Origin of the sequence: Clostridium sp. AF02-29, assembly GCF_934835585.1 — a bacterium.
In the GTDB taxonomy this organism is placed as follows: Bacteria; Bacillota; Clostridia; order Lachnospirales; family Lachnospiraceae; genus Otoolea; species Otoolea fessa.
Map to the genome: position 1 here is coordinate 158,842 of NZ_CAKVZK010000001.1, position 19,335 is coordinate 178,176.

General features: G+C 48.5%; 23 protein-coding genes. 21 read left to right on the forward strand and 2 right to left on the reverse strand.

Annotation, left to right across the window (positions count from 1 at the left end; genetic code table 11):
* Positions 1–14 precede the first annotated feature (14 nt).
* Positions 15–224, reverse strand: coding sequence for an alpha/beta-type small acid-soluble spore protein (locus PUQ60_RS00645; protein ID WP_022358773.1), 210 nt, complete (start codon positions 222–224; stop codon positions 15–17).
* Between the two features lie 314 nt (positions 225–538).
* On the opposite strand from PUQ60_RS00645, the gene rsmD reads away from it, so the two are divergent.
* From rsmD to PUQ60_RS00660, 3 genes are read left to right on the forward strand one after another with little or no spacing between them, the layout of a single operon-like run.
* Entirely contained in the window at positions 539–1,093 is a 555-nt protein-coding gene (gene rsmD / locus PUQ60_RS00650) for a 16S rRNA (guanine(966)-N(2))-methyltransferase RsmD (RefSeq protein WP_022358774.1), read from the forward strand.
* A gap of 20 nt (positions 1,094–1,113) precedes the next feature.
* Positions 1,114–1,617: a pantetheine-phosphate adenylyltransferase gene (coaD, locus tag PUQ60_RS00655; RefSeq protein WP_273379889.1), complete on the forward strand. Its 504-nt coding sequence runs from the start codon at positions 1,114–1,116 to the stop codon at positions 1,615–1,617.
* 11 nt (positions 1,618–1,628) lie between these two features.
* A complete protein-coding gene (locus PUQ60_RS00660; protein WP_022358776.1) occupies positions 1,629–2,246 on the forward strand; it encodes a hypothetical protein in 618 nt (205 codons plus the stop codon).
* On the opposite strand, the gene PUQ60_RS00665 is transcribed toward PUQ60_RS00660, so the two are convergent.
* Positions 2,212–3,210, reverse strand: coding sequence for a nucleoside recognition protein (locus PUQ60_RS00665; protein ID WP_273379886.1), 999 nt, complete (start codon positions 3,208–3,210; stop codon positions 2,212–2,214). The genes PUQ60_RS00660 and PUQ60_RS00665 overlap by 35 nt on opposite strands.
* Positions 3,211–3,408: 198 nt before the next feature.
* Here PUQ60_RS00665 and PUQ60_RS00670 point away from each other — a divergent pair, with 198 nt between their 5' ends.
* From PUQ60_RS00670 to rsfS, 18 genes are all read left to right on the forward strand, one after another.
* A complete protein-coding gene (locus PUQ60_RS00670; protein ID WP_273379883.1) occupies positions 3,409–4,935 on the forward strand; it encodes an RsmB/NOP family class I SAM-dependent RNA methyltransferase in 1,527 nt (508 codons plus the stop codon).
* Positions 4,935–6,404 carry a pseudouridine synthase gene (locus PUQ60_RS11435; protein WP_337955610.1) on the forward strand — a complete coding sequence of 490 codons (1,470 nt, stop codon included), beginning with the start codon at positions 4,935–4,937 and terminating at the stop codon, positions 6,402–6,404. The genes PUQ60_RS00670 and PUQ60_RS11435 overlap by 1 nt, the downstream gene beginning before the upstream one ends.
* Before the next feature lies 1 nt (position 6,405).
* On the forward strand, positions 6,406–8,448 hold the full coding sequence (locus PUQ60_RS00685; RefSeq protein ID WP_273401113.1) for a YgiQ family radical SAM protein: 2,043 nt from the start codon (positions 6,406–6,408) through the stop codon (positions 8,446–8,448).
* 67 nt (positions 8,449–8,515) lie between these two features.
* A complete protein-coding gene (locus tag PUQ60_RS00690) occupies positions 8,516–9,280 on the forward strand; it encodes an SDR family NAD(P)-dependent oxidoreductase (RefSeq protein ID WP_022358596.1) in 765 nt (254 codons plus the stop codon).
* Between the two features lie 57 nt (positions 9,281–9,337).
* On the forward strand, positions 9,338–9,907 hold the full coding sequence (locus tag PUQ60_RS00695; protein WP_273379879.1) for an O-linked GlcNAc transferase-like protein: 570 nt from the start codon (positions 9,338–9,340) through the stop codon (positions 9,905–9,907).
* Between the two features lie 18 nt (positions 9,908–9,925).
* Positions 9,926–10,924, forward strand: coding sequence for an RluA family pseudouridine synthase (locus PUQ60_RS00700; RefSeq protein WP_273379877.1), 999 nt, complete (start codon positions 9,926–9,928; stop codon positions 10,922–10,924).
* A 48-nt stretch (positions 10,925–10,972) separates the two neighbouring features.
* Complete coding sequence (locus PUQ60_RS00705; RefSeq protein ID WP_022358599.1) at positions 10,973–11,518, forward strand: Holliday junction resolvase RecU; 546 nt, start codon at positions 10,973–10,975, stop codon at positions 11,516–11,518.
* Positions 11,515–12,774 carry a peptidase T gene (gene pepT / locus PUQ60_RS00710; protein ID WP_273379873.1) on the forward strand — a complete coding sequence of 420 codons (1,260 nt, stop codon included), beginning with the start codon at positions 11,515–11,517 and terminating at the stop codon, positions 12,772–12,774. Before PUQ60_RS00705 ends, pepT begins: the two co-directional genes overlap by 4 nt.
* A 92-nt stretch (positions 12,775–12,866) precedes the next feature.
* Positions 12,867–13,319, forward strand: a complete 453-nt coding sequence (locus tag PUQ60_RS00715) for a M14 family zinc carboxypeptidase (RefSeq protein WP_273379908.1) — start codon at positions 12,867–12,869, stop codon at positions 13,317–13,319.
* Between the two features lie 432 nt (positions 13,320–13,751).
* On the forward strand, positions 13,752–14,630 hold the full coding sequence (locus PUQ60_RS00720; RefSeq protein ID WP_273401116.1) for a transposase: 879 nt from the start codon (positions 13,752–13,754) through the stop codon (positions 14,628–14,630).
* Between the two features lie 139 nt (positions 14,631–14,769).
* On the forward strand, positions 14,770–15,078 hold the full coding sequence (gene rplU / locus PUQ60_RS00725) for a 50S ribosomal protein L21 (protein WP_106999905.1): 309 nt from the start codon (positions 14,770–14,772) through the stop codon (positions 15,076–15,078).
* Positions 15,079–15,083: 5 nt separating this feature from the next.
* Entirely contained in the window at positions 15,084–15,413 is a 330-nt protein-coding gene (locus PUQ60_RS00730) for a ribosomal-processing cysteine protease Prp (protein WP_022359434.1), read from the forward strand.
* Between the two features lie 3 nt (positions 15,414–15,416).
* Entirely contained in the window at positions 15,417–15,707 is a 291-nt protein-coding gene (gene rpmA, locus PUQ60_RS00735) for a 50S ribosomal protein L27 (RefSeq protein ID WP_022359433.1), read from the forward strand.
* Between the two features lie 59 nt (positions 15,708–15,766).
* The gene (obgE, locus tag PUQ60_RS00740) at positions 15,767–17,059 is read left to right on the forward strand and encodes a GTPase ObgE (RefSeq protein ID WP_106999904.1); all 1,293 of its coding nucleotides are present in this window, start codon (positions 15,767–15,769) and stop codon (positions 17,057–17,059) included.
* Positions 17,060–17,133: 74 nt separating this feature from the next.
* The gene (yhbY, locus tag PUQ60_RS00745) at positions 17,134–17,430 is read left to right on the forward strand and encodes a ribosome assembly RNA-binding protein YhbY (RefSeq protein ID WP_022359431.1); all 297 of its coding nucleotides are present in this window, start codon (positions 17,134–17,136) and stop codon (positions 17,428–17,430) included.
* Positions 17,431–17,480: 50 nt separating this feature from the next.
* Positions 17,481–18,107 (forward strand): nicotinate-nucleotide adenylyltransferase, encoded by a 627-nt coding sequence (gene nadD, locus PUQ60_RS00750; RefSeq protein WP_273381395.1) that lies wholly within the window; start codon positions 17,481–17,483, stop codon positions 18,105–18,107.
* Positions 18,107–18,688: a bis(5'-nucleosyl)-tetraphosphatase (symmetrical) YqeK gene (gene yqeK, locus PUQ60_RS00755; protein ID WP_022359429.1), complete on the forward strand. Its 582-nt coding sequence runs from the start codon at positions 18,107–18,109 to the stop codon at positions 18,686–18,688. The genes nadD and yqeK overlap by 1 nt, the downstream gene beginning before the upstream one ends.
* Positions 18,689–18,832: 144 nt before the next feature.
* Entirely contained in the window at positions 18,833–19,201 is a 369-nt protein-coding gene (gene rsfS / locus PUQ60_RS00760) for a ribosome silencing factor (protein WP_106999903.1), read from the forward strand.
* The last annotated feature ends 134 nt before the right edge of the window (positions 19,202–19,335 follow it).

Below are 19,335 nucleotides of genomic sequence, written 5' to 3' on the forward strand. Positions count from 1 at the left end.
AGCCCTACGATGCCTTATTTACCAGCCATCTTTTTTTCCTGTTCCTCAATCATCTTTTTGACCATATAGCCGCCGACGGAACCAGCCTGTGCGGAGGTCAGGTTACCATTGTAGCCCTCGCTTAACGGAACGCCAATCTCATTGGCAACCTCCATCTTAAAGCGGTTCATCGCCTCCTTGGCTTCCGGTACATTGGTTTTGTTAGTGTTGTTGGAACTAGACATAACAGACGCCTCCTTTTTTGCGTGTGCCCCTTCAAACTTTCGTTTGTCCGGGTGTCTCTTTTTGTTACATTCTCAGTATGCGGATCTTAAAAGTGAAATACACTAGAAGGTTTTGTGCAAATTGACATTTTGGGGCAAAACACCCACAATGTAGGGAAAAAAGTTAGTATTGATCCGATTTTATGCTTGTATATCAGTAAAACTCATACTATAATAGAACAGATGTAGTGTTAAAAAATACGCAAACTGTTTGGTGAATTTTACGGTTGCAGTTCAAAATACATTAATATTTCTAGTAAGATGGAGAAAAATCCATGCGGGTAATAGCAGGAAGTGCCAGAAGGCTTACTTTAAAGACGATCGAGGGAATGGATACGAGACCGACGACGGACCGTATCAAAGAAACTCTTTTTAATATGATTCAGAATGATATCTATGGATGCACATTTCTCGATTTATTCAGCGGAAGCGGGGCGATCGGGATCGAAGCTTTAAGCCGCGGGGCAAAAGAAGCTGTTTTTGTGGAGAAGAATCCGAAAGCGGCGGACTGCATCCGTGACAATCTGAAAGCGGCCCGCCTGGCGGATAAGGCGACGCTGTTAAACTGTGATATTTCGGATGCATTGAAACGGATAGAAAACCGGAAGAGTGCGTTTGATTTCATTTTTATGGATCCTCCGTACAACCATCTCTGGGAGAAAGAAGTGCTTACTTATCTGGCGCATTCGTCCCTGGCAGATGAACATACGATGATCATCACAGAGGCATCGAAAGAGACCGGGTGCAGCTACCTTTCAGAACTGGGATACCATCTCGAAAAAGAGAAGATATATAAGACGAATAAACATCTGTTTATCCGAAAAGCTTGAATACCAAAGGAGAAAAAAAGATGAAAACAGCCATTTATCCGGGCAGCTTTGATCCGGTGACGCTCGGACATTTTGATATTATAAAGCGATCCTCCGAAATTTTTGATCAGGTCATCGTGGGAGTTTTGTGTAATAACGCAAAATCTCCGTTGTTTTCTGTCGAAGAACGTGTTAAGATGTTAGAGGAAGTGACAAAAGACATTCCTAACGTGGAGGTGCAGTCGTTTGACGGACTTCTGGTCGATTTCATGCGCCAGAATCACGCAAAGGTCATCGTGCGTGGTCTGCGTGCGATCACGGATTTCGAATATGAGCTGCAGCTCGCGCAGATGAACCGGGTGATTGCACCCGAAATAGATACCCTGTTTCTGACAACGAACCTTAAATACGCGTATTTAAGTTCCAGTATGGCAAAAGAGGTTGCGATGTACGGCGGAGACATTTCCGAATTTCTCGATCCGGTCATTGCAAAACAAGTACAGGAGAAATACGAGGCGCTTCAGGAAGACAGGGAATGTAAGTAAGGAGAAAAGCTATGAGCAGAATTGAACAGATCATCACAGAAATTGAAGATTATATCGACAGCTGCAAGTTTCAGCCGCTGTCCAACACGAAGATTTTAGTAAATAAAGAAGAGATTGAAGAACTGCTCGTGGAACTGCGTCTTCGCATTCCGGAGGAGATCAAGAAATATCAGAAGATCATCAGCAACCAGGATGCGATTCTGCAGGAGGCACGTTCCCAGGCAGACGCGATGGTAGCCGAGGCGACCGCCCAGACCAATGAGCTGGTTAATGAGCATGAGATCATGCAGCGTGCATATGCAGAAGCAAATAGCATTATTGAGCAGGCAAATGCACAGGCACAGCAGATCGTGGACAACGCTGTCACAGAGGCAAACAATATCCGCCAGGGTTCCGTTCAGTACACGGACGACATGCTCCGCAGCCTGCAGACCATCATCAAGCATTCGATGGAGGGCGCGCAGAGCCGTTTCGAGTCTTACATGAGTTCGATGCAGTCCAGCTACGATGTCGTATCTTCCAACCGCAATGAGCTGGCTGGCAGTGTCGTGACCGAGCCGGAGGAGAACACAGGCGCCGAGGCAGCAGCGGCCGCTACACAGGCGGCATCCGGCGAAGCAGCAGAATAAAGAGAACGAACGAGAGACTGGCGTGAACCAGTTTCCACAGTACATAATGCCGGATGGAAAGTCCGGCATTTTTTTCTCTGTCTTTTCGGCTGTCCCGTATGACTGAATTTGTCTGGGCGATCCCGGATAACCCGCCGAACGCAGCACATGCCGCCATCGCGCCGGATTGAACCGGGATACTGAATATGGAACCAGAACGGGCGATCGCATCGATGCCGGTTGTCATTTCAGCCGTCCCGATCAGAAACAGACGCAGCGTGCCGGAACAGAAGGCGTCGGCAAAGGCAGCGAGGATCGAATACAGCATGATCAAACCGCCGATGCGGACCTGCAGTTCGATGCAGTCCATCAGGATGGTGTCGAAGGAAGCGGGAACGGAGACGGATGTGGATTTTGTGCGGGCGGGCTTGACAGAGCCGGTTTCTTTCGAAAAAAATCGGTTTTGAAGGCTAAAAGAAGTTACTTTATTATAAATGCATAGGAGACTTCCAACCAATAAAAGCGGCGTATATAGTGCCAGAACCAGATAGTTTGACGGAACTGCCGGGTTCAGCCTAGGTGCAGCATATCCGGCGATAAACATGGGGCTTGGCGAAGCGCTGATGGCGGTCAGAAGCCGTTTTTCATGTGCCGAAAGCAGCGATTTCCGGTTAAAATCAGCGGCAGTTTTCATTCCCATCGGGTAACCGCAGAGCAGCCCGGCAAGCAGGGCATAGCCGCTGTAGACAGACATCCCAAGATGTTTCAAAACCGGGTGAAATGGCGCTAGAAGCAGCTGGACGCCGCCGTGTTCAGCTAAAAGCTTTGAGAAGAGCATAAAGGGAAATAACGTCGGAAAGACCGTATTGAACCATAAAAGAAGTCCTTTCTGTGCCCCATCCGCAGAGAGACGCGGATGCGAGAGCAGAAGCGACAGGATAAGTGCTGGGAACAGGGCGGATAATATTTTTTTTATATATGGCATGGGAGCGCCTTTCTATCATTAAAAAGTAATATAAAGATAGATTATATATATGTAGACAGAAAATGGCTCATTCCTTTTGGAAGCCTGAAAACCGGAATACCGAACAAAGAAAGAACGAATGAGCGCGAAGAAAAAGTCTTTCGAATCACGATTATAAATGGATATACAGAGCAATAGACAAAAACAGGAGGAAAACGATTGGATTACCGAGAACTGCCGGAAGAATTTCTTGAAAAAATGAAACAATTTCTGGGGGAGGAATACCCTGAGTATCTGGCTTCGTATGAGGAAGAGCCGCGTTCAGGGCTGCGCGTCAACACGGGCAGACTGACACCGGAACAGTTTTTAGAGATGGCACAGACGGCGGACTGGAATTTGAAACCAGTGCCGTGGACGAAGAACGGTTTTTATTATCAGGGCGAACGCCCATCCAGGCATCCGTGGTACTACGCGGGACTCTACTATTTGCAGGAACCGAGTGCGATGTCACCGGCGGCATGGCTGCCGATCAAGCCGGGCGACCGGGTTCTGGATTTGTGCGCGGCACCGGGCGGTAAAAGTACGGAACTGGCGGCGAAATTAGCCGGTACAGGTGTCCTGTTTTCCAATGATATCAGCAATTCGCGCGCAAAAGCGCTTCTTAAAAATCTGGAAATGTTCGGAGCGGGAAATATCTGTGTAACGAGCGAGGCACCGGAAAAAATGGCTGGCATCCTGCCGGAGTTTTTTGATAAGATTCTGGTCGATGCGCCGTGCTCCGGCGAAGGTATGTTCCGCCGCGATCCGTCGATGGTAAAGAGCTGGAACGAAAAAGGTCCCGATTATTATGCGCCGCTGCAGCGCCAGATTCTCGACTGTGCCGTGCAGATGCTTGCGCCGGGCGGAAAACTGGTTTATTCGACCTGTACCTTTGACAGGGACGAGGACGAGGGAACGATCGAGTATATTCTGGAGAAATATCCGCAGATGGCGGTCGTGCCGCAGAAACCGGAATATGGCTTTGAGGGAAGCCGTGGCATTGAGGGCTGTCTGAGATTGTTTCCGCACCGTCTGGAGGGCGAAGGACATTTTGTTGCGCTGTTGGAGAAGCGGACGGAGAAACCAGACGCAAATGTCAAGGATTTGGAAAATGCCGGTGAGAAAGCATTGAGCGATCCACTTTTGGTAGAGGAAATAGAAGCGCGGTTGTGCCGTGTGGCGGAAGACGGTAAATCCAGACAGATGGCTTCCGGAAAAGCGAAAGGGAAAACGTTTGGAAAAGGAAAAAACGTGGCGCAAAACCAGACCGCCGAGGACTTTTCCCCCTTGTTTGAGTTTCTGCGCCAGCTTCCGGTAAGAACCTGGAATCCGGAGCAATTCTACCGTGACAGCGAGCGCATCTATTACCTCCCGGCAGCGCTGGCAGGCGACAATACACGCTATTTTAAGCCGCTCCGCTGTCTGCGTACCGGGCTTCTGCTCGGAGAACTGAAAAAAGGGCGGTTTGAACCATCCCAGGCGCTGGCAATGAACCTGCGGATGCAGGAATTTGTAAATTCCTTAAATTTTAATGCCTCGGATGAGCGCACGATCCGCTATTTAAAGGGCGAGACATTGACAGCCGCAGAGGAAGAGGCAGCAGATGGTCTTGTACTAATCTGTGTGGATGGATTTCCACTTGGCTGGGCGCAGAAACGGGGCGGTCAGCTTAAAAATAAATACAATCCCGGATGGAGGTGGCAGTGATGGGACAGGGTAAAAGTATACGTTTAGACCGTTTCCTGGCAGAGATGAAGCAGGGAACGCGCAGTCAGGTAAAAGAGATGATCCGCAAAGGGCGGGTTCTGGTCGATGGAACCGTCTGCCGCGAGTCTGACCGGAAAATATTCCCGGACGAAACCCGGGTTACACTGGATGGACAGCCGGTTGGCTGGGCAGACACGGAATATTATATGTTAAATAAACCACAGGGCGTCGTTTCCGCAACGGAAGACGGGCGCTATCAGACTGTCATTGACCTTATTGATGAAGCAAAGCGAAAAGACCTCTTCCCGGTCGGACGCCTCGATATTGATACGGAAGGACTGCTTCTCATCACGAACGACGGTGCGCTGGCGCATGAGCTTCTGGCACCGAAAAAACACGTGGATAAGGTCTATTTTGCACGCGTAAAGGGAACACTGAAAGAAGGAATCGAAGCGCGCTTTCAGGCGGGACTGACGCTGACGGATGGCACACCGGTACGGCCGGCAGAGCTTGTGATCGAGAAAAAATGGAACGACGCAGGAGAAGACCTCTGCGAGGCGCGCCTGACCATCCATGAAGGAAAATTTCATCAGGTAAAGCGGATGTTTGAGGCAGAGGGCGGCGAAGTCATTTACCTGAAACGCCTTTCGATGGGACCGCTTGTCCTGGATGAGGCACTGGCGACGGGAGAGTACCGGGCGCTGACGGAAGATGAAATTAGAGCGTTAAAAGAAAGAACGCTAACCTCACAAAATTGTGTATCGAATGACGAAAATTTGTCAGACACCCAAAATAACACACCTCCTGAAATCAACTGGAACACAGTAGATGCCGTCCTCTTCGATCTCGACGGCACCCTGGTCGATTCCATGTGGATGTGGAAAGCGATCGACGTGGAATTTTTAAAGCGTTACGGCTATGACTGTCCGGAGGATCTCCAGAAGGTGATTGAGGGCATGAGTTTTTCCGAGACAGCAATCTATTTTAAAGAGCGCTTCCAGCTGCCGATGACATTGGATGCGATCAAGGCGATCTGGATTGAAATGTCGATCGATAAATACCGCCATGAGGTGCCGCTGAAACCGGGGGTTGCGGAATTTCTTCCATTTTTAAAGAAAAAAGGAATCCGCATGGGAATTGCGACGAGCAATGCACAGGATATGGTAGCAGCTGTGCTGGATTCTCTGGATATCCGTTCCTATTTCGGTGTGGTGGCAACTGCCTGTGAGGTGGCGGCAGGAAAACCGGCGCCGGATATCTATCTGAAGGTGGCGGCGGATCTGGGCGTACAGCCGGAAAAATGTCTGGTATTTGAGGATGTCCCGGCGGGGATTCTGGCTGGAAAACGGGCTGGTATGCGCGTCGGCGCGGTCGAGGACGTATTTTCACTTTCCATGATCGAAGAAAAGAAAGAATTAGCTGATTTTTATATCCGGGACTACCGGGAACTGATACAGGGGGCAAGATAAAATGATACATGATTTTTTACCGATCTGCAGGGCGGATATGGACAAGCGCGGCTGGGAGAGCTGCGATTTTGTCTACGTGTGCGGGGATGCGTATGTCGATCATCCGTCGTTCGGCCACGCGATCATCAGCCGTATGCTCGAAGCGCACGGCTATAAAGTAGGCATCATCGCCCAGCCGGACTGGAAGAATCAGGAATCCATTCAGATTCTGGGCGAACCGCGTCTCGGATGGCTTGTGAGCGCCGGAAATATGGACTCGATGGTAAACCATTATTCGGTTTCGAAAAAGCGCCGCGCAAAGGATTCCTACACACCGGGCGGCGAGATGGGAAAACGTCCGGATTATGCGACGATCGTCTATTCCAACCTGATCCGCACCTGGTCGAAAAAGCCAATCATTCTCGGCGGTATCGAAGCCAGCCTGCGGCGTCTGGCACATTATGATTACTGGTCTGGAAAAATGAAACGGTCCATTCTGCTGGATTCCCAGGCAGATCTGATTTCCTACGGAATGGGCGAGCGCTCGATCGTGGAGATCGCAGATGCACTGGCCAGCGGCATCGAGGCAAAGGATATCACCTTCATCGAGGGAACTGTTTATAAGGCGGAAAACCTGGATTCTGTTTACGACGAAATCCGTCTGCCGTCTTACCGCGAGGTTTCCTCCGATAAAAAGACGTATGCGGAGAGCTTTTACACCCAGTACAGCAACACCGATCCATTTTCGGGAAAACGCCTCGTTGAGCCGTACAGCGACCGCCTCTATGTGGTGCAGAATCCGGCGGCGAAACCACTGACCCAGGAAGAGATGGACGATGTCTACGCACTTCCATACATGAGAACCTGGCATCCGTGTTATGATGCAGCGGGTGGTATTCCAGCGATCACGGAAGTAAAATTCAGCCTGATCAGCAACCGCGGATGCTTCGGCGGATGTAGCTTCTGTGCGCTGACCTTCCATCAGGGACGCATCGTGCAGACCCGCAGCCATGAATCAATTATTCAGGAAGCAGAACTTTTGACCCAGGAACCAGATTTCAAGGGCTACATCCACGATGTCGGCGGTCCGACCGCAAACTTCCGTCACCCGGCATGCGAAAAACAGATGACCTACGGTGCCTGTCCGCACAAACAGTGCCTGTTCCCGCAACCGTGCAAAAACATGAATGCCGATCACAGCGACTATATTTCCCTGTTAAAGAAGCTGCGGGCGATTCCGAAGGTAAAAAAAGTTTTCATCCGTTCGGGTATCCGTTTCGATTATCTGCTGGCGGAGAAAAACCGGGCATTCTTGAGGGAGCTTTGTCAGTACCATGTCAGCGGACAGCTCAAGGTAGCGCCGGAACATATATCGGATAATGTATTAAAACGGATGGGAAAACCGGAGAATAAGGTTTACCGCCAGTTCATGAAGGAATATGCAGCGATGAATGACTCGCTGGGAATGAAGCAGTACCTCGTTCCGTACCTGATGTCCTCCCATCCGGGTTCCACGCTCAAGGAGGCGATCGAACTGGCAGAATATCTGCGCGACCTCGGCTACATGCCGGAGCAGGTGCAGGATTTCTATCCGACGCCATCCACACTGTCTACGTGTATGTATTACACGGGATATGATCCGCGCACGATGGAAAAAGTGTACGTGCCAACCAACCCGCATGAGAAAGCGATGCAGCGTGCGCTGATCCAGTACCGCAATCCGAAAAACTATGATCTGGTGCTGGAAGCACTCCGTCTGGCAGGCAGAACGGATCTGATCGGTTTTGATAAGAAATGCCTGATCCGTCCGCGGCAGATCAAAGGACGCGATTTCTCGGCTGGCGGATATAAAGGGGCGCATCATGGCAGCCAGACGGCAAAACCGGCTGCTGCCAATCGTGCAAAAGACGCCAAAAGACCGGCTGTGGGCGGTATGACCGGGCACAAACAGACCGGCGTAAATGGAAATGGACGAAATGCGGGGGGATTTGGCGGCGCTGTAGGTGAAAAGAGCAGCGGAAGCGGAAAGAAAAAAACCATCCGGAACGTGCACAAGAAGAAATAAAACGTATGTACGCTCGGAATGAAGGAACGACTCCGAGCGTACATACTTGAGACGGGAGGAATTTCTCATGAAAATTGCGATAATTACAGGTGCCTCTTCCGGCATGGGGCGCGAGGCAGCCAGACAGCTGGCGGATCGCTTTTCGGGACTTCAGGAAGTCTGGCTGATTGCCCGCCGGATGGACCGGATGCAGGAGCTGGAACGGACGCTGCCGATCCCGGCGCGGTGTTTCGCCATCGATCTGACGGATGCATCCCAGCGGGAGACGCTGGAAAACGAGCTGGCGGCGCGCAAGCCCAACGTAAAACTTTTGGTAAATGCTTCCGGCTTTGGTAAAATCGGAACGGTCGGGAACCTGCCGCTTGACGATGAAACGGGAATGGTAGAGCTCAACTGCAAGGCGCTGTGCGCGGTCACGCATATGGTGCTTCCCTATATGAGCGAAAACAGCCGGATTCTCCAGTTCGCGTCAGCAGCCTCCTTTCTGCCGCAGCCGGGATTTGCCATCTATGCGGCAACCAAGGCATTTGTCTTAAGCTACAGCCGCGCCCTGCGGGAAGAACTCCGCCTGCGCAGAATCGGTGTGACGGCGGTCTGCCCCGGACCGGTCAAAACCGAGTTTTTCGACATTGCCGAGACAACCGGGGAGATTCCTCTTTATAAGCGTCTGGTGATGGCAGATCCGCACAAAGTTGTAAAACTTGCCATCCGCGACTGTATGGCGGGAAAAAGCGTGTCGGTTTACGGCGTTTGGATGAAGGCATTCTTTGTGCTCTGCAAGGTAGTGCCGCATGAGTGGATTCTGCGCGCGATGCAGGCATTAAACCATTAAATCAGACAAAAAGCTAGTATCATTCAATAAAAACATGATAGAAAGGATTTTTACACCGTGAAAAAGATAAAAAAAGGCGATTATGGCTACCGCAATCATTTCAAGCGGAAACAGCTTTTTATCATCGCACTTCTGGCGTTATTTATCATCGCACAGCTGGTTGGGCGGTCTTTTACAGACAATGATTCCGTCAAAAAAATTCTGACGGTCATGGCGATCGTCACAGTACTTCCGGCGGCGAATCTCGCTTCCCCGCTGATTGCCATTTTCAAATACCATACGCCGGAGCAGGCGTTTCATGAGGCATATATGCCGTATGAGGGAAAATTTGAAGTTCTCTATGATCTGGTTCTGACGACACCGGAAGATGTGATTCCGTCCGATGTGACCGTCGTTCACCCGACCGGCATCTATGTGTACTGCATTAATCCAAAGCTGAATGTAAAGCGCGCGGAGGCAGGTTTAAATGAACTGTTAAAGGCTAACAAACTGGATCCGAACCTGAAAATCGTGACCTCACGCAGTACCTTTGACAAGCGGATTCACAGCCTGAAACCGGCGTCAGAGTATGAGGACGATGGAACTGTAGAGTACGGCGTGCGCGTAATAAAAGGATTATCGATGTAAAAAAGGGAGGCGGCAGCCATGCGGATGCTGACAGTATCTAAAAATGAGGCGGGGCAGCGCCTGGACAAGCTGCTGGCAAAATATCTGAATCTGGCGGGAAAAAGCTTCATTTATAAAATGATGCGGAAAAAAAATATTACCCTGAACGAAAAAAAATGCGACGGTTCCGAACATCTGACCGAGGGCGATGAGATCAAGCTGTTTCTGGCAGAGGAGACGATCGAGAAGTTTTCGGAAGTGAAGATTCAGAAGGTTCAAAAGAAAAAGCTCGATATCGTCTATGAGGACGAACATATTTTACTGATCAATAAGCCATCTGGAATGCTGTCCCAGAAAGCGAAAGAGACGGATGAATCGCTGGTTGAATACCTGATCGACTATCTGCTGGATTCCGGCAAATTAAAGAAAGAGGACCTGGCGTGCTTCCGTCCGTCCGTCTGCAACCGCCTCGACCGCAACACAAGCGGCATCGTGGCAGCTGGACGTTCCCTGCCGGGACTGCAGATCATGTCCGAAGTCATCAAGGATCGGAGTCTGGGAAAATATTATGTCTGCGTCGTGCGGGGAATCGTAAAAGGCGAAGCCCGGATCGAGGGATGGCTGACGAAAAATGAAAAGACGAATCAGGTGTCGATCCGAAAAGAGGAGACCCCTGGAAGTCTGCCGATCCGGACTGCATACAGACCGCTGGCGTCTGGAAATGGATATACCCTTCTGGAGGTCCACCTGATCACCGGTCGTTCCCACCAGATCCGCGCCCACCTGGCATCCATCGGGCACCCGATCGCCGGGGATCCGAAGTACGGTGATCCCCGGGTCAATGAGGAAGTGAAGAAACGCTTCGGTGTCCGTTCGCAGATGCTTCATGCGTGGCGGCTGGTAATGCCGGAAACGATCTCCGAGCCGCTTTCATATCTGGCGGGCAAAGAATTTACCGCGCCTATGCCGGCGGAAATGAAACGGATGGAAGAGATGATGAAATCAGCTCCAAAACGCCCAGCCAATCATCGCCTGTAAATTTTAAGTTGTGCGAAAAATCAAAAAAATAAGTGGAGGAGCAACAACATGGGGACTTGGAACAGCCGGGGACTTCGTGGTTCAACCCTGGAGGATATGATAAACCACACAAACGATCTTTACCGTGAGAAAAAGCTGGCATTGATCCAGAAAATCCCGACGCCGATCACACCCGTCTCGATCGATAAAACCAGCCGCCATATCACGCTGGCGTATTTCGACCAGAAGAGTACCGTCGATTACATCGGCGCGATTCAGGGCGTCCCGGTCTGCTTTGATGCGAAAGAATGTGCGGCAGATACATTTCCACTGCAGAACGTCCATCCGCATCAGGTCGCATTTATGCGGGAATTTGAAGAGCAGGGCGGAATTGCTTTCTTAATTATATATTTTTCACAGAGGGATGAACTTTACTACCTGCCATTTTTCCATCTGGACGCATACTGGGAGCGGATGCAGCAGGGCGGACGAAAGAGTTTTACATATGAGGAAATGGATAAAACGTGGCGCATCAAAAGCCACCGGGATATATTAGTCCATTATCTGGAACCGCTGAGCCGGGATTTAGGAGAAAGAGAGGATGATTTTTCATGACAACAGCCGTAGAACGTTTTTTGAAATATGTATCATATGATACGCAGTCAGACGAGGCATATGACACCTGCCCGAGCACAAAAAAACAGCTTCTGTTAGCCAATGAGCTGAAACGCGAGCTGGAAGAAATGGGTGCATCCGATGTGCGGATGAGCGAGTACGGATACTTGTTTGCACGCATTCCGGATAATACAGGCAGTACCTCTGCTCACGGTGCATCCGGCATTGGACAGAAAACCACCATCCCGGCACTTGGCTTCATTTCCCACATGGACACCGCGCCGTCCTTAACCGGAACAAACGTAAAGCCGCGCATCGTCCAGGCATATGACGGCAAAGATATCGTATTAAATGCAGAAAAACAAATTGTCATGAAAGTTTCAGAATTTCCGTTTTTAGCCGACTTAAAAGGTCAGGATCTGATCGTAACCGACGGAACCACGCTTCTGGGCGCCGACGATAAGGCAGGCGTGGCGGAGATCATGACGATGGCAGAATATTTCCTGAGCCACCCGGAGATCCCGCACGGCGAGATCTGCATTGGATTTACGCCGGACGAGGAGATCGGACGCGGCGCGGATCACTTCGATGTGAAAGACTTCGGTGCAGCGGTTGCTTATACGGTAGACGGCGGTCCGATCGGCGAGATCGAATATGAAAATTTCAATGCCGCTTCCGGCAAAGTCCGGATTCAGGGAGCCAGCATCCATCCGGGTGATGCGAAGCTCAAGATGAAAAATGCCCTTCTCATCGGCATGGAATTTCAGAGCCTGCTGCCGGTCTTCGAAAATCCGATGTACACAGAGGGTTACGAGGGATTCTATCACCTGGATGAAATGAGCGGAAATGTAGAAGAGGCGCAGTTAAATTATATCATCCGCGATCACGACCATGAAAAATTTGAACAGAAAAAGAAATTTTTCGCCGAAGCCGCCGATTTCCTGAACCGCAAATACGGTAAGGGCACCGTGATCGCCGAAGTAACGGACAGCTACTACAACATGAAAGAAAAAATTGAGCCGTGCATGTACCTGATCGATACCGCCAAAGAGGCGATGACAGCCTGCGGCATCGAGCCGGAGGTCGTTCCGATCCGCGGCGGCACCGACGGCGCCCGCCTCTCCTACATGGGGCTCCCGTGCCCGAACCTCTGCACCGGCGGATATAACTATCATGGAAAATATGAATTTATTCCGGTGGATTCGCTTCAGAAGACGGCGGAGATACTGGTGAAAATTGCCAGTTTATTTTCATGAAATAATAAATTATTTGGTAATCTTTTTGTTAAACATTGAAAATTGTTGAAGAAACCTTCTGTATGTGGTAAGATTAAATAAAATAACTGGAAATAAATCGAAATTTTGATGCAATGTGGGATTCTTACAACGATCATCTGGGACATCCTTCCTCCGATCACTATAAGGGGACATCTCCGGCGTCTACGGAAGAAGCAAAGGCGCTGATAAAACTGACTGAGCAGTACCCTTTCAAACGAACGGTAAGCTATCATACACAGGGCGAAGTAATCTATTGGTATTTCGCACAGACCGGCGATTTGTTAAACGAAAGTAAGGCGTTTGCGGAGTCGGCATCCGCCGTCACAGGATATCCATTAGATGCCGACTACACCAAACTCGAACCCTCCGGATATAAAGACTGGGCGATCCAGAAGAAAAACATTCCCAGCCTGACAATAGAAGTAGGCAGAGGTACAAATCCTCTGGAAATGAGTCAGCTTCCTGCGATCTATGAGCAGAATAAGAATGTGATTGGAGAAATTTTGTATGGGTTGAGAGAGTAGATGGATATAAAGAGATTGAATCCAAACATGTTATAAATTTTTATAATGAGGGCAGAGCGATATGGTTTTATGTGTTGTAAAATATAAAAATATATCCCTCTGCTCTTTTTGTACTATGTGGTTCTATATTTTTGCACAAATATATAGAATCGCTTTTAGCCATATTGTATGTATCATTTCACATACAGGAAATACACCCGTTATATGTTTGTGCGTATTTACAGAATAAATAGTTGCAAAATTCTTGCTTGCATATCAGGACCAGATATGTTACATTTAACTCATCAAGCATATATATTTCTTTATCTGCAATTCAAGCAATCTTATATTCTATATTATTAATCTGAGAAATCTTATGCTTATCCAACTTGGCAATACGAAAGAGCAGGAGATTCTCAGAAAAGCCAGATTCTCCTGTCAGAAAGGGGAATTATGGGGAATTTAACGAGGGCGAGGAGAAATCACAAGGACACGCTGTTTCGGATGTTGTTCAGCACAAGGGAGAATCTGCTGAGCCTGTACAATGCAGTGAATCATTCACATTATACAGATCCGAAAGAATTGGAGATTGTGACGCTGAAAAATGCTGTATATATGAATATGAAAAACGATCAGGCATTTTTGCTGGATATGCAGTTAAACTTATATGAACATCAATCGACATGGAATCCGAATATGCCACTGCGTTTTCTGTTCTATGTGGCAAAAGAGTACCAGATGCTGGTCCGGAACCAGACCTTGTACGCATCGGCATTGGTGGAACTGCCGACACCGCATTTTGTAGTATTCTACAATGGAGAAAAAGAGCGGGAGGCGGAGGGGCTGCTTAAATTGTCACATTCGTTCATGCAGAAGACAGAACATCCTGAGCTGGAATTGCTTGTGAAGGTTTTAAATATCAATTTGGATAAAAATCTGGAGATCCTGGAAACCTGCCGGTTGTTGAAAGAGTATATGCTGTTGGTTCATAAAATACGGCAGTATGCGATTGAATACAAAGACATCAATCAAGCGGTTGAAAAGGCTGTGACGGAATGTATCGATGAAAATATATTGGCAGAGTTTCTGAGGAAGAATCGAGCGGAGGCGATAGAGGTGTGTATTTTCGAATATGATGAAAAACGGGAAACGGAGCTGATACGGAAGGCGGAGTTTGCAGAAGGGGAGAAGGTTGGTGAGGCAAAGGGTGAGGCTAAAATACTTTTAAACCTGATTGAAAAAGGCATACTAACAAAGGAACAAGCCCTTGAACAATTTGGTGGTACTTATGAGGACTTGGAAAAAGCAGCTTTATCCGTAACACTGGTTTGAAATTTTCTCCCAAATTCAAGAAAAAACCGTTGACAGATCCATATTCCGATGCTAGAATACTTAAGTGTGCCGCACAGCGAGGCTAAAAGTGCGCAAGCCGCCATAGCTGGCGAGTAATGATAATAGGAGGTGCCATCAGATGTACGCGATTATTGCAACAGGTGGTAAGCAGTATAAGGTTGCCGAGGGCGATGTAATCAAAGTTGAGAGACTCGGTGCTGCTGCAGGTGAAGCTGTTACTTTCGATCAGGTTCTGGCTGTTAACAACGGTGAGATGAAGATCGGATGCCCGACTGTAGAGGGTGCTACTGTATCCGCAACAGTTGTTAAAGAAGGCAAAGGCAAAAAAGTTATCGTTTACAAGTATAAGAGAAAAACTGGCTACCATAAGAAAAATGGTCACAGACAGCTCTTTACAGAAGTTAAGATCGAAAAGATCAACGCTTAATTGAAATGATTCAAGTAGACGTATACTCCGATTCCAAAGGATGTACCACGGGAGTGGAAGTAAAGGGACATGCTGGATATGATGAGTACGGCAAAGATATTGTCTGTGCGGCTGTATCCGTTCTGACTGTCAATATGGCTAATTCGGTGGAGAAATTTACCGATGACGGTTTTAAAGGCAGTGTGGATGAAAAGACAGGTCAGTTTATTTTTCATTTTACCGGTACTGTAAGTGCGGAATCAAAACTCCTGATGGATTCGCTGATACTTGGACTTACCGATATCGCGGAGAGTTATGGAGATAAATACATTAAAATTCGATTCAGGGAGGTGTAACGCATGTTTAAAATGAACCTTCAGTTATTCGCTCATAAAAAAGGTGTTGGTTCCACAAAGAACGGTCGTGATTCTGAGTCCAAGAGACTTGGTGCGAAGAGAGCAGACGGACAGTTCGTATTAGCTGGCAACATTCTTTACAGACAGCGCGGAACCAAGATTCATCCAGGTGTGAACGTAGGACGCGGTGGAGATGATACATTATTCGCTATGGTTGACGGCGTCGTAAAGTTTGAAAGAAAGGGCAGAGACAAAAAGCAGGTTTCTGTTTACCCGAGAACAATTAACGAATAATTATAAAGAAGCTCCATACGGATTGTATGGAGCTTTTTTCAGATCAGAAGGAGGTATTTATGTTTGCCGACAGTGCAAAAATTTATATCAGATCCGGAAAAGGCGGTGACGGTCATGTCAGCTTCCGCCGGGAACTTTTCGTAGCTGCTGGCGGTCCGGACGGCGGCGATGGCGGTCGCGGCGGCGATGTCATTTTTGAAGTGGACGACGGACTGAATACCCTGACCGATTTCCGTCATGTCCGCAAATATGTGGCTGGCGACGGAGAGCAGGGCGGAAAGCGCCGCTGTCACGGAGCAGACGGCGAGGATCTGATTGTCAAGGTTCCGGAAGGAACCGTTATCAAGGATTTTGAATCCGGTAAGGTAATCGCGGATATGTCCGGCGAGAACCGCCGAGAAGTGATTTTAAAAGGTGGCAAGGGCGGTCTTGGAAATATGCACTTTGCGACCTCGACGATGCAGGTTCCGAAGTATGCACAGCCGGGACAGCCGGCACAGGAACTCTGGGTACAGCTGGAATTAAAGGTAATCGCAGATGTTGGTCTGGTTGGTTTCCCGAACGTCGGTAAATCGACCTTGCTTTCACGCGTTTCCAATGCACGTCCGAAGATTGCCAATTACCATTTCACGACGCTGAACCCGCATCTTGGCGTGGTTGATCTGCAGGATGGACAAGGCTTTGTCATGGCAGATATTCCGGGGCTCATCGAGGGTGCTTCCCAGGGAATAGGTCTGGGACATGATTTCCTGCGCCATATCGAGAGAACCAAGGTTCTCGTTCATGTTGTGGATGCGGCATCCGTCGAGGGACGTGATCCGGTTGAAGATATCCGTACCATCAATGCGGAGTTAAAAGCATATAATCCGTCGCTTTTAGAGCGTCCGCAGGTGATTGCTGCCAACAAGGTAGATTCGATTTACAATACCGGCGAAGAGGACTGGGAAGACCCGGTAGAGCGCTTAAAACGCGAATTTGAGCCGGAAGGCATCCAGGTATTTGCCATTTCTGCAGTTACCGGACAGGGTGTAAAAGAGCTCCTTTACCATGTAAATGATCTGCTGAAAACGGTTGACCGCAAGCCAGTTATTTTCGAAAAAGAATTTGAGTACCAGTATCAGGGCGAGAATCTTCCGTATACCGTGGAACGCAATGAAGATGGTATTTATGTGGTAGAAGGACCGAAGATCGAGAAGATGCTTGGTTACACAAACCTTGATTCTGAGAAGGGCTTCCAGTTCTTCCAGAAATTCTTAAAGGACAGCGGTATTCTGGCTGAGCTGGAAGAGGCTGGCATCGAAGAGGGCGATACAGTTCGTATGTATGGTCTTGAATTTGATTACTATAAATAATTGACATTTACAATATTTCAAACTCAGAAATCCACACTGGATCTGAGTTTGAATTTTAACAGGAGATAGATTTTATGACAAGCAAACAGAGAGCTTATTTAAAAGGTCTCGCGATGACCATGGATCCGATCTTCCAGATCGGCAAATCCAGCCTGACACCAGAACTGACCGCTGCTGTGGCAGAGGCGCTGGAGGCCCGCGAGTTAATTAAACTGAATATTCTGAAGAACTGCGTCGATGACGGCAATGAGCTGGCAGCCGTTCTGGCTGAGCGTACCCACGCACAGGTAGTACAGGTAATCGGCAAGAAAATTGTTCTTTATAAAGAGGCAAAGGACGAGAAGAAACGTAAGATCGTTCTGCCAAAATAAAGGGGCTGCATTCTGCGAATGAATCTCTGACAGAAAGGATACGGATGACGATGAAAAAGATCGGTATTATGGGGGGAACATTTGACCCGATCCATAATGGACATATCATGTTGGGAAGACAGGCGTATGAAGAATATGATCTTGACTGCATCTGGTATATGCCCTCCAGGATCCCGCCGCATAAAAAGGATCATACGATCACAGCGGCAAAGGACCGTTTGGCAATGACTGCAGCTGCGATCGCGCCGTATTCTTATTTTAAGCTGTCTGATTTTGAACTTCGCAGGACCGGCGGAAATACCTACACAGCAGACACGCTTCGCTTATTGAAAGAAGAATATCCGGATGTGGAATTTTTCTTTATCGCGGGCGCGGACTCAATTATGGACATTGAAAAATGGTATCATCCCGAATATGTTCTTCCAGCCGTCACATTTTTGGCGGCAGCAAGAGAGCATGAGGAGGCGGATCGTTCGCTGGATGAGCAGATTTCCTATTTAACCCAGAAATATCAGGCGCATATTCTGCGTCTTCACTGCCGTGAAATGGATGTTGCTTCGGCGGAGATCCGCGCGGCTTTCCGGGCAGGACACGCAGCAGACGTTCGTTCCCTGGTGCCGAAGGAAGTCTGTCAATATATCGAACAGCACGGCTTGTATCAGGAGGTAAATGTGTAATGGACGAAAGAATTACAGAGATACGGAAGCATTTGAAAAAGAAATTGAACCCGATGCGCTATGAACATACGCTGGGTGTTTCATACACATGCATGGCTCTGGCTATGCGTTACAGTGCCAATCTGGATCAGGCGGAGATGGCTGGACTTCTCCACGACTGTGCGAAGCGCTATGATGATGCGACTATCATCTGCAAATGCCAGGAGCATGGCATTGAACTGACTGAAGGTGAACTGCGGGCTCCGGCTGTGATTCATGCAAAATTAGGCGCATGGATGGCAGAACACAAGTATGGTATTACCGATCCAGAGGTCTTATCTGCAATCGCCTGCCATACGACCGGAAAACCGGCGATGTCCCTGTTAGACAAGATCCTGTACGTAGCCGATTACATCGAACCGCGCCGTGATAAGGCGCCAAATCTGCCGAAGCTCCGCCGTCTTGCATTTGAAGATCTGGACGAAGCGCTGTATCAGATTCTGGACAGCACCCGCAATTATTTAAAGGAAACGGGCACGGCAGAGGATGATACAACCGAACAGACCTGGGAATACTATCATGAACGTCATGTTCATCAATAGACACATTAAGATGTGAACATGATGTTGTGAACGGTATCCGACGTTACTGGGCACGTATGCGTGAACAGTAACAACTGTCCGACAGGTTATAAAAAGGGCAGGCAGAAGAGCTGCTTGCTTTTGAAACAGGATTTAAATAAAATAATGAGGAGGATAATCCCCGTGGAAGCAAAAGAGCTGACCAAACTTGCCGTAAAGGCGCTGGAAGATAAAAAAGGCGAAGATATTCGCGTCATTGATATTCATGGAGTATCTGTACTGGCTGATTACTTTGTCATCGCAGACGGAAGCAACGCCAGCCAGGTAAAGGCAATGGCAGATAATGTAGAGGAAGAACTCGGCAAAGCCGGTCATGAGTGCCGTCAGATCGAGGGCTATCAGACTGCCGGATGGATCCTGATGGATTACGGCGATCTGATCGTACACATTTTCTCCCGCGATGACAGACTGTTTTATGATCTGGAGCGCATCTGGAGAGATGGAAAAGTAGTTGAGAATGTAGAGGAATTGTAATAGATTTTGTTTCATTTCTTTTATATCACGAACAGAAAGGGAAAAACCTGCAAATGGTTTTTCCCTTTTATTTCTCAAACCCTCTATTTATTTGTGCTGTCTGCATCAATTACAGACTGAATCTGCTTCATAAG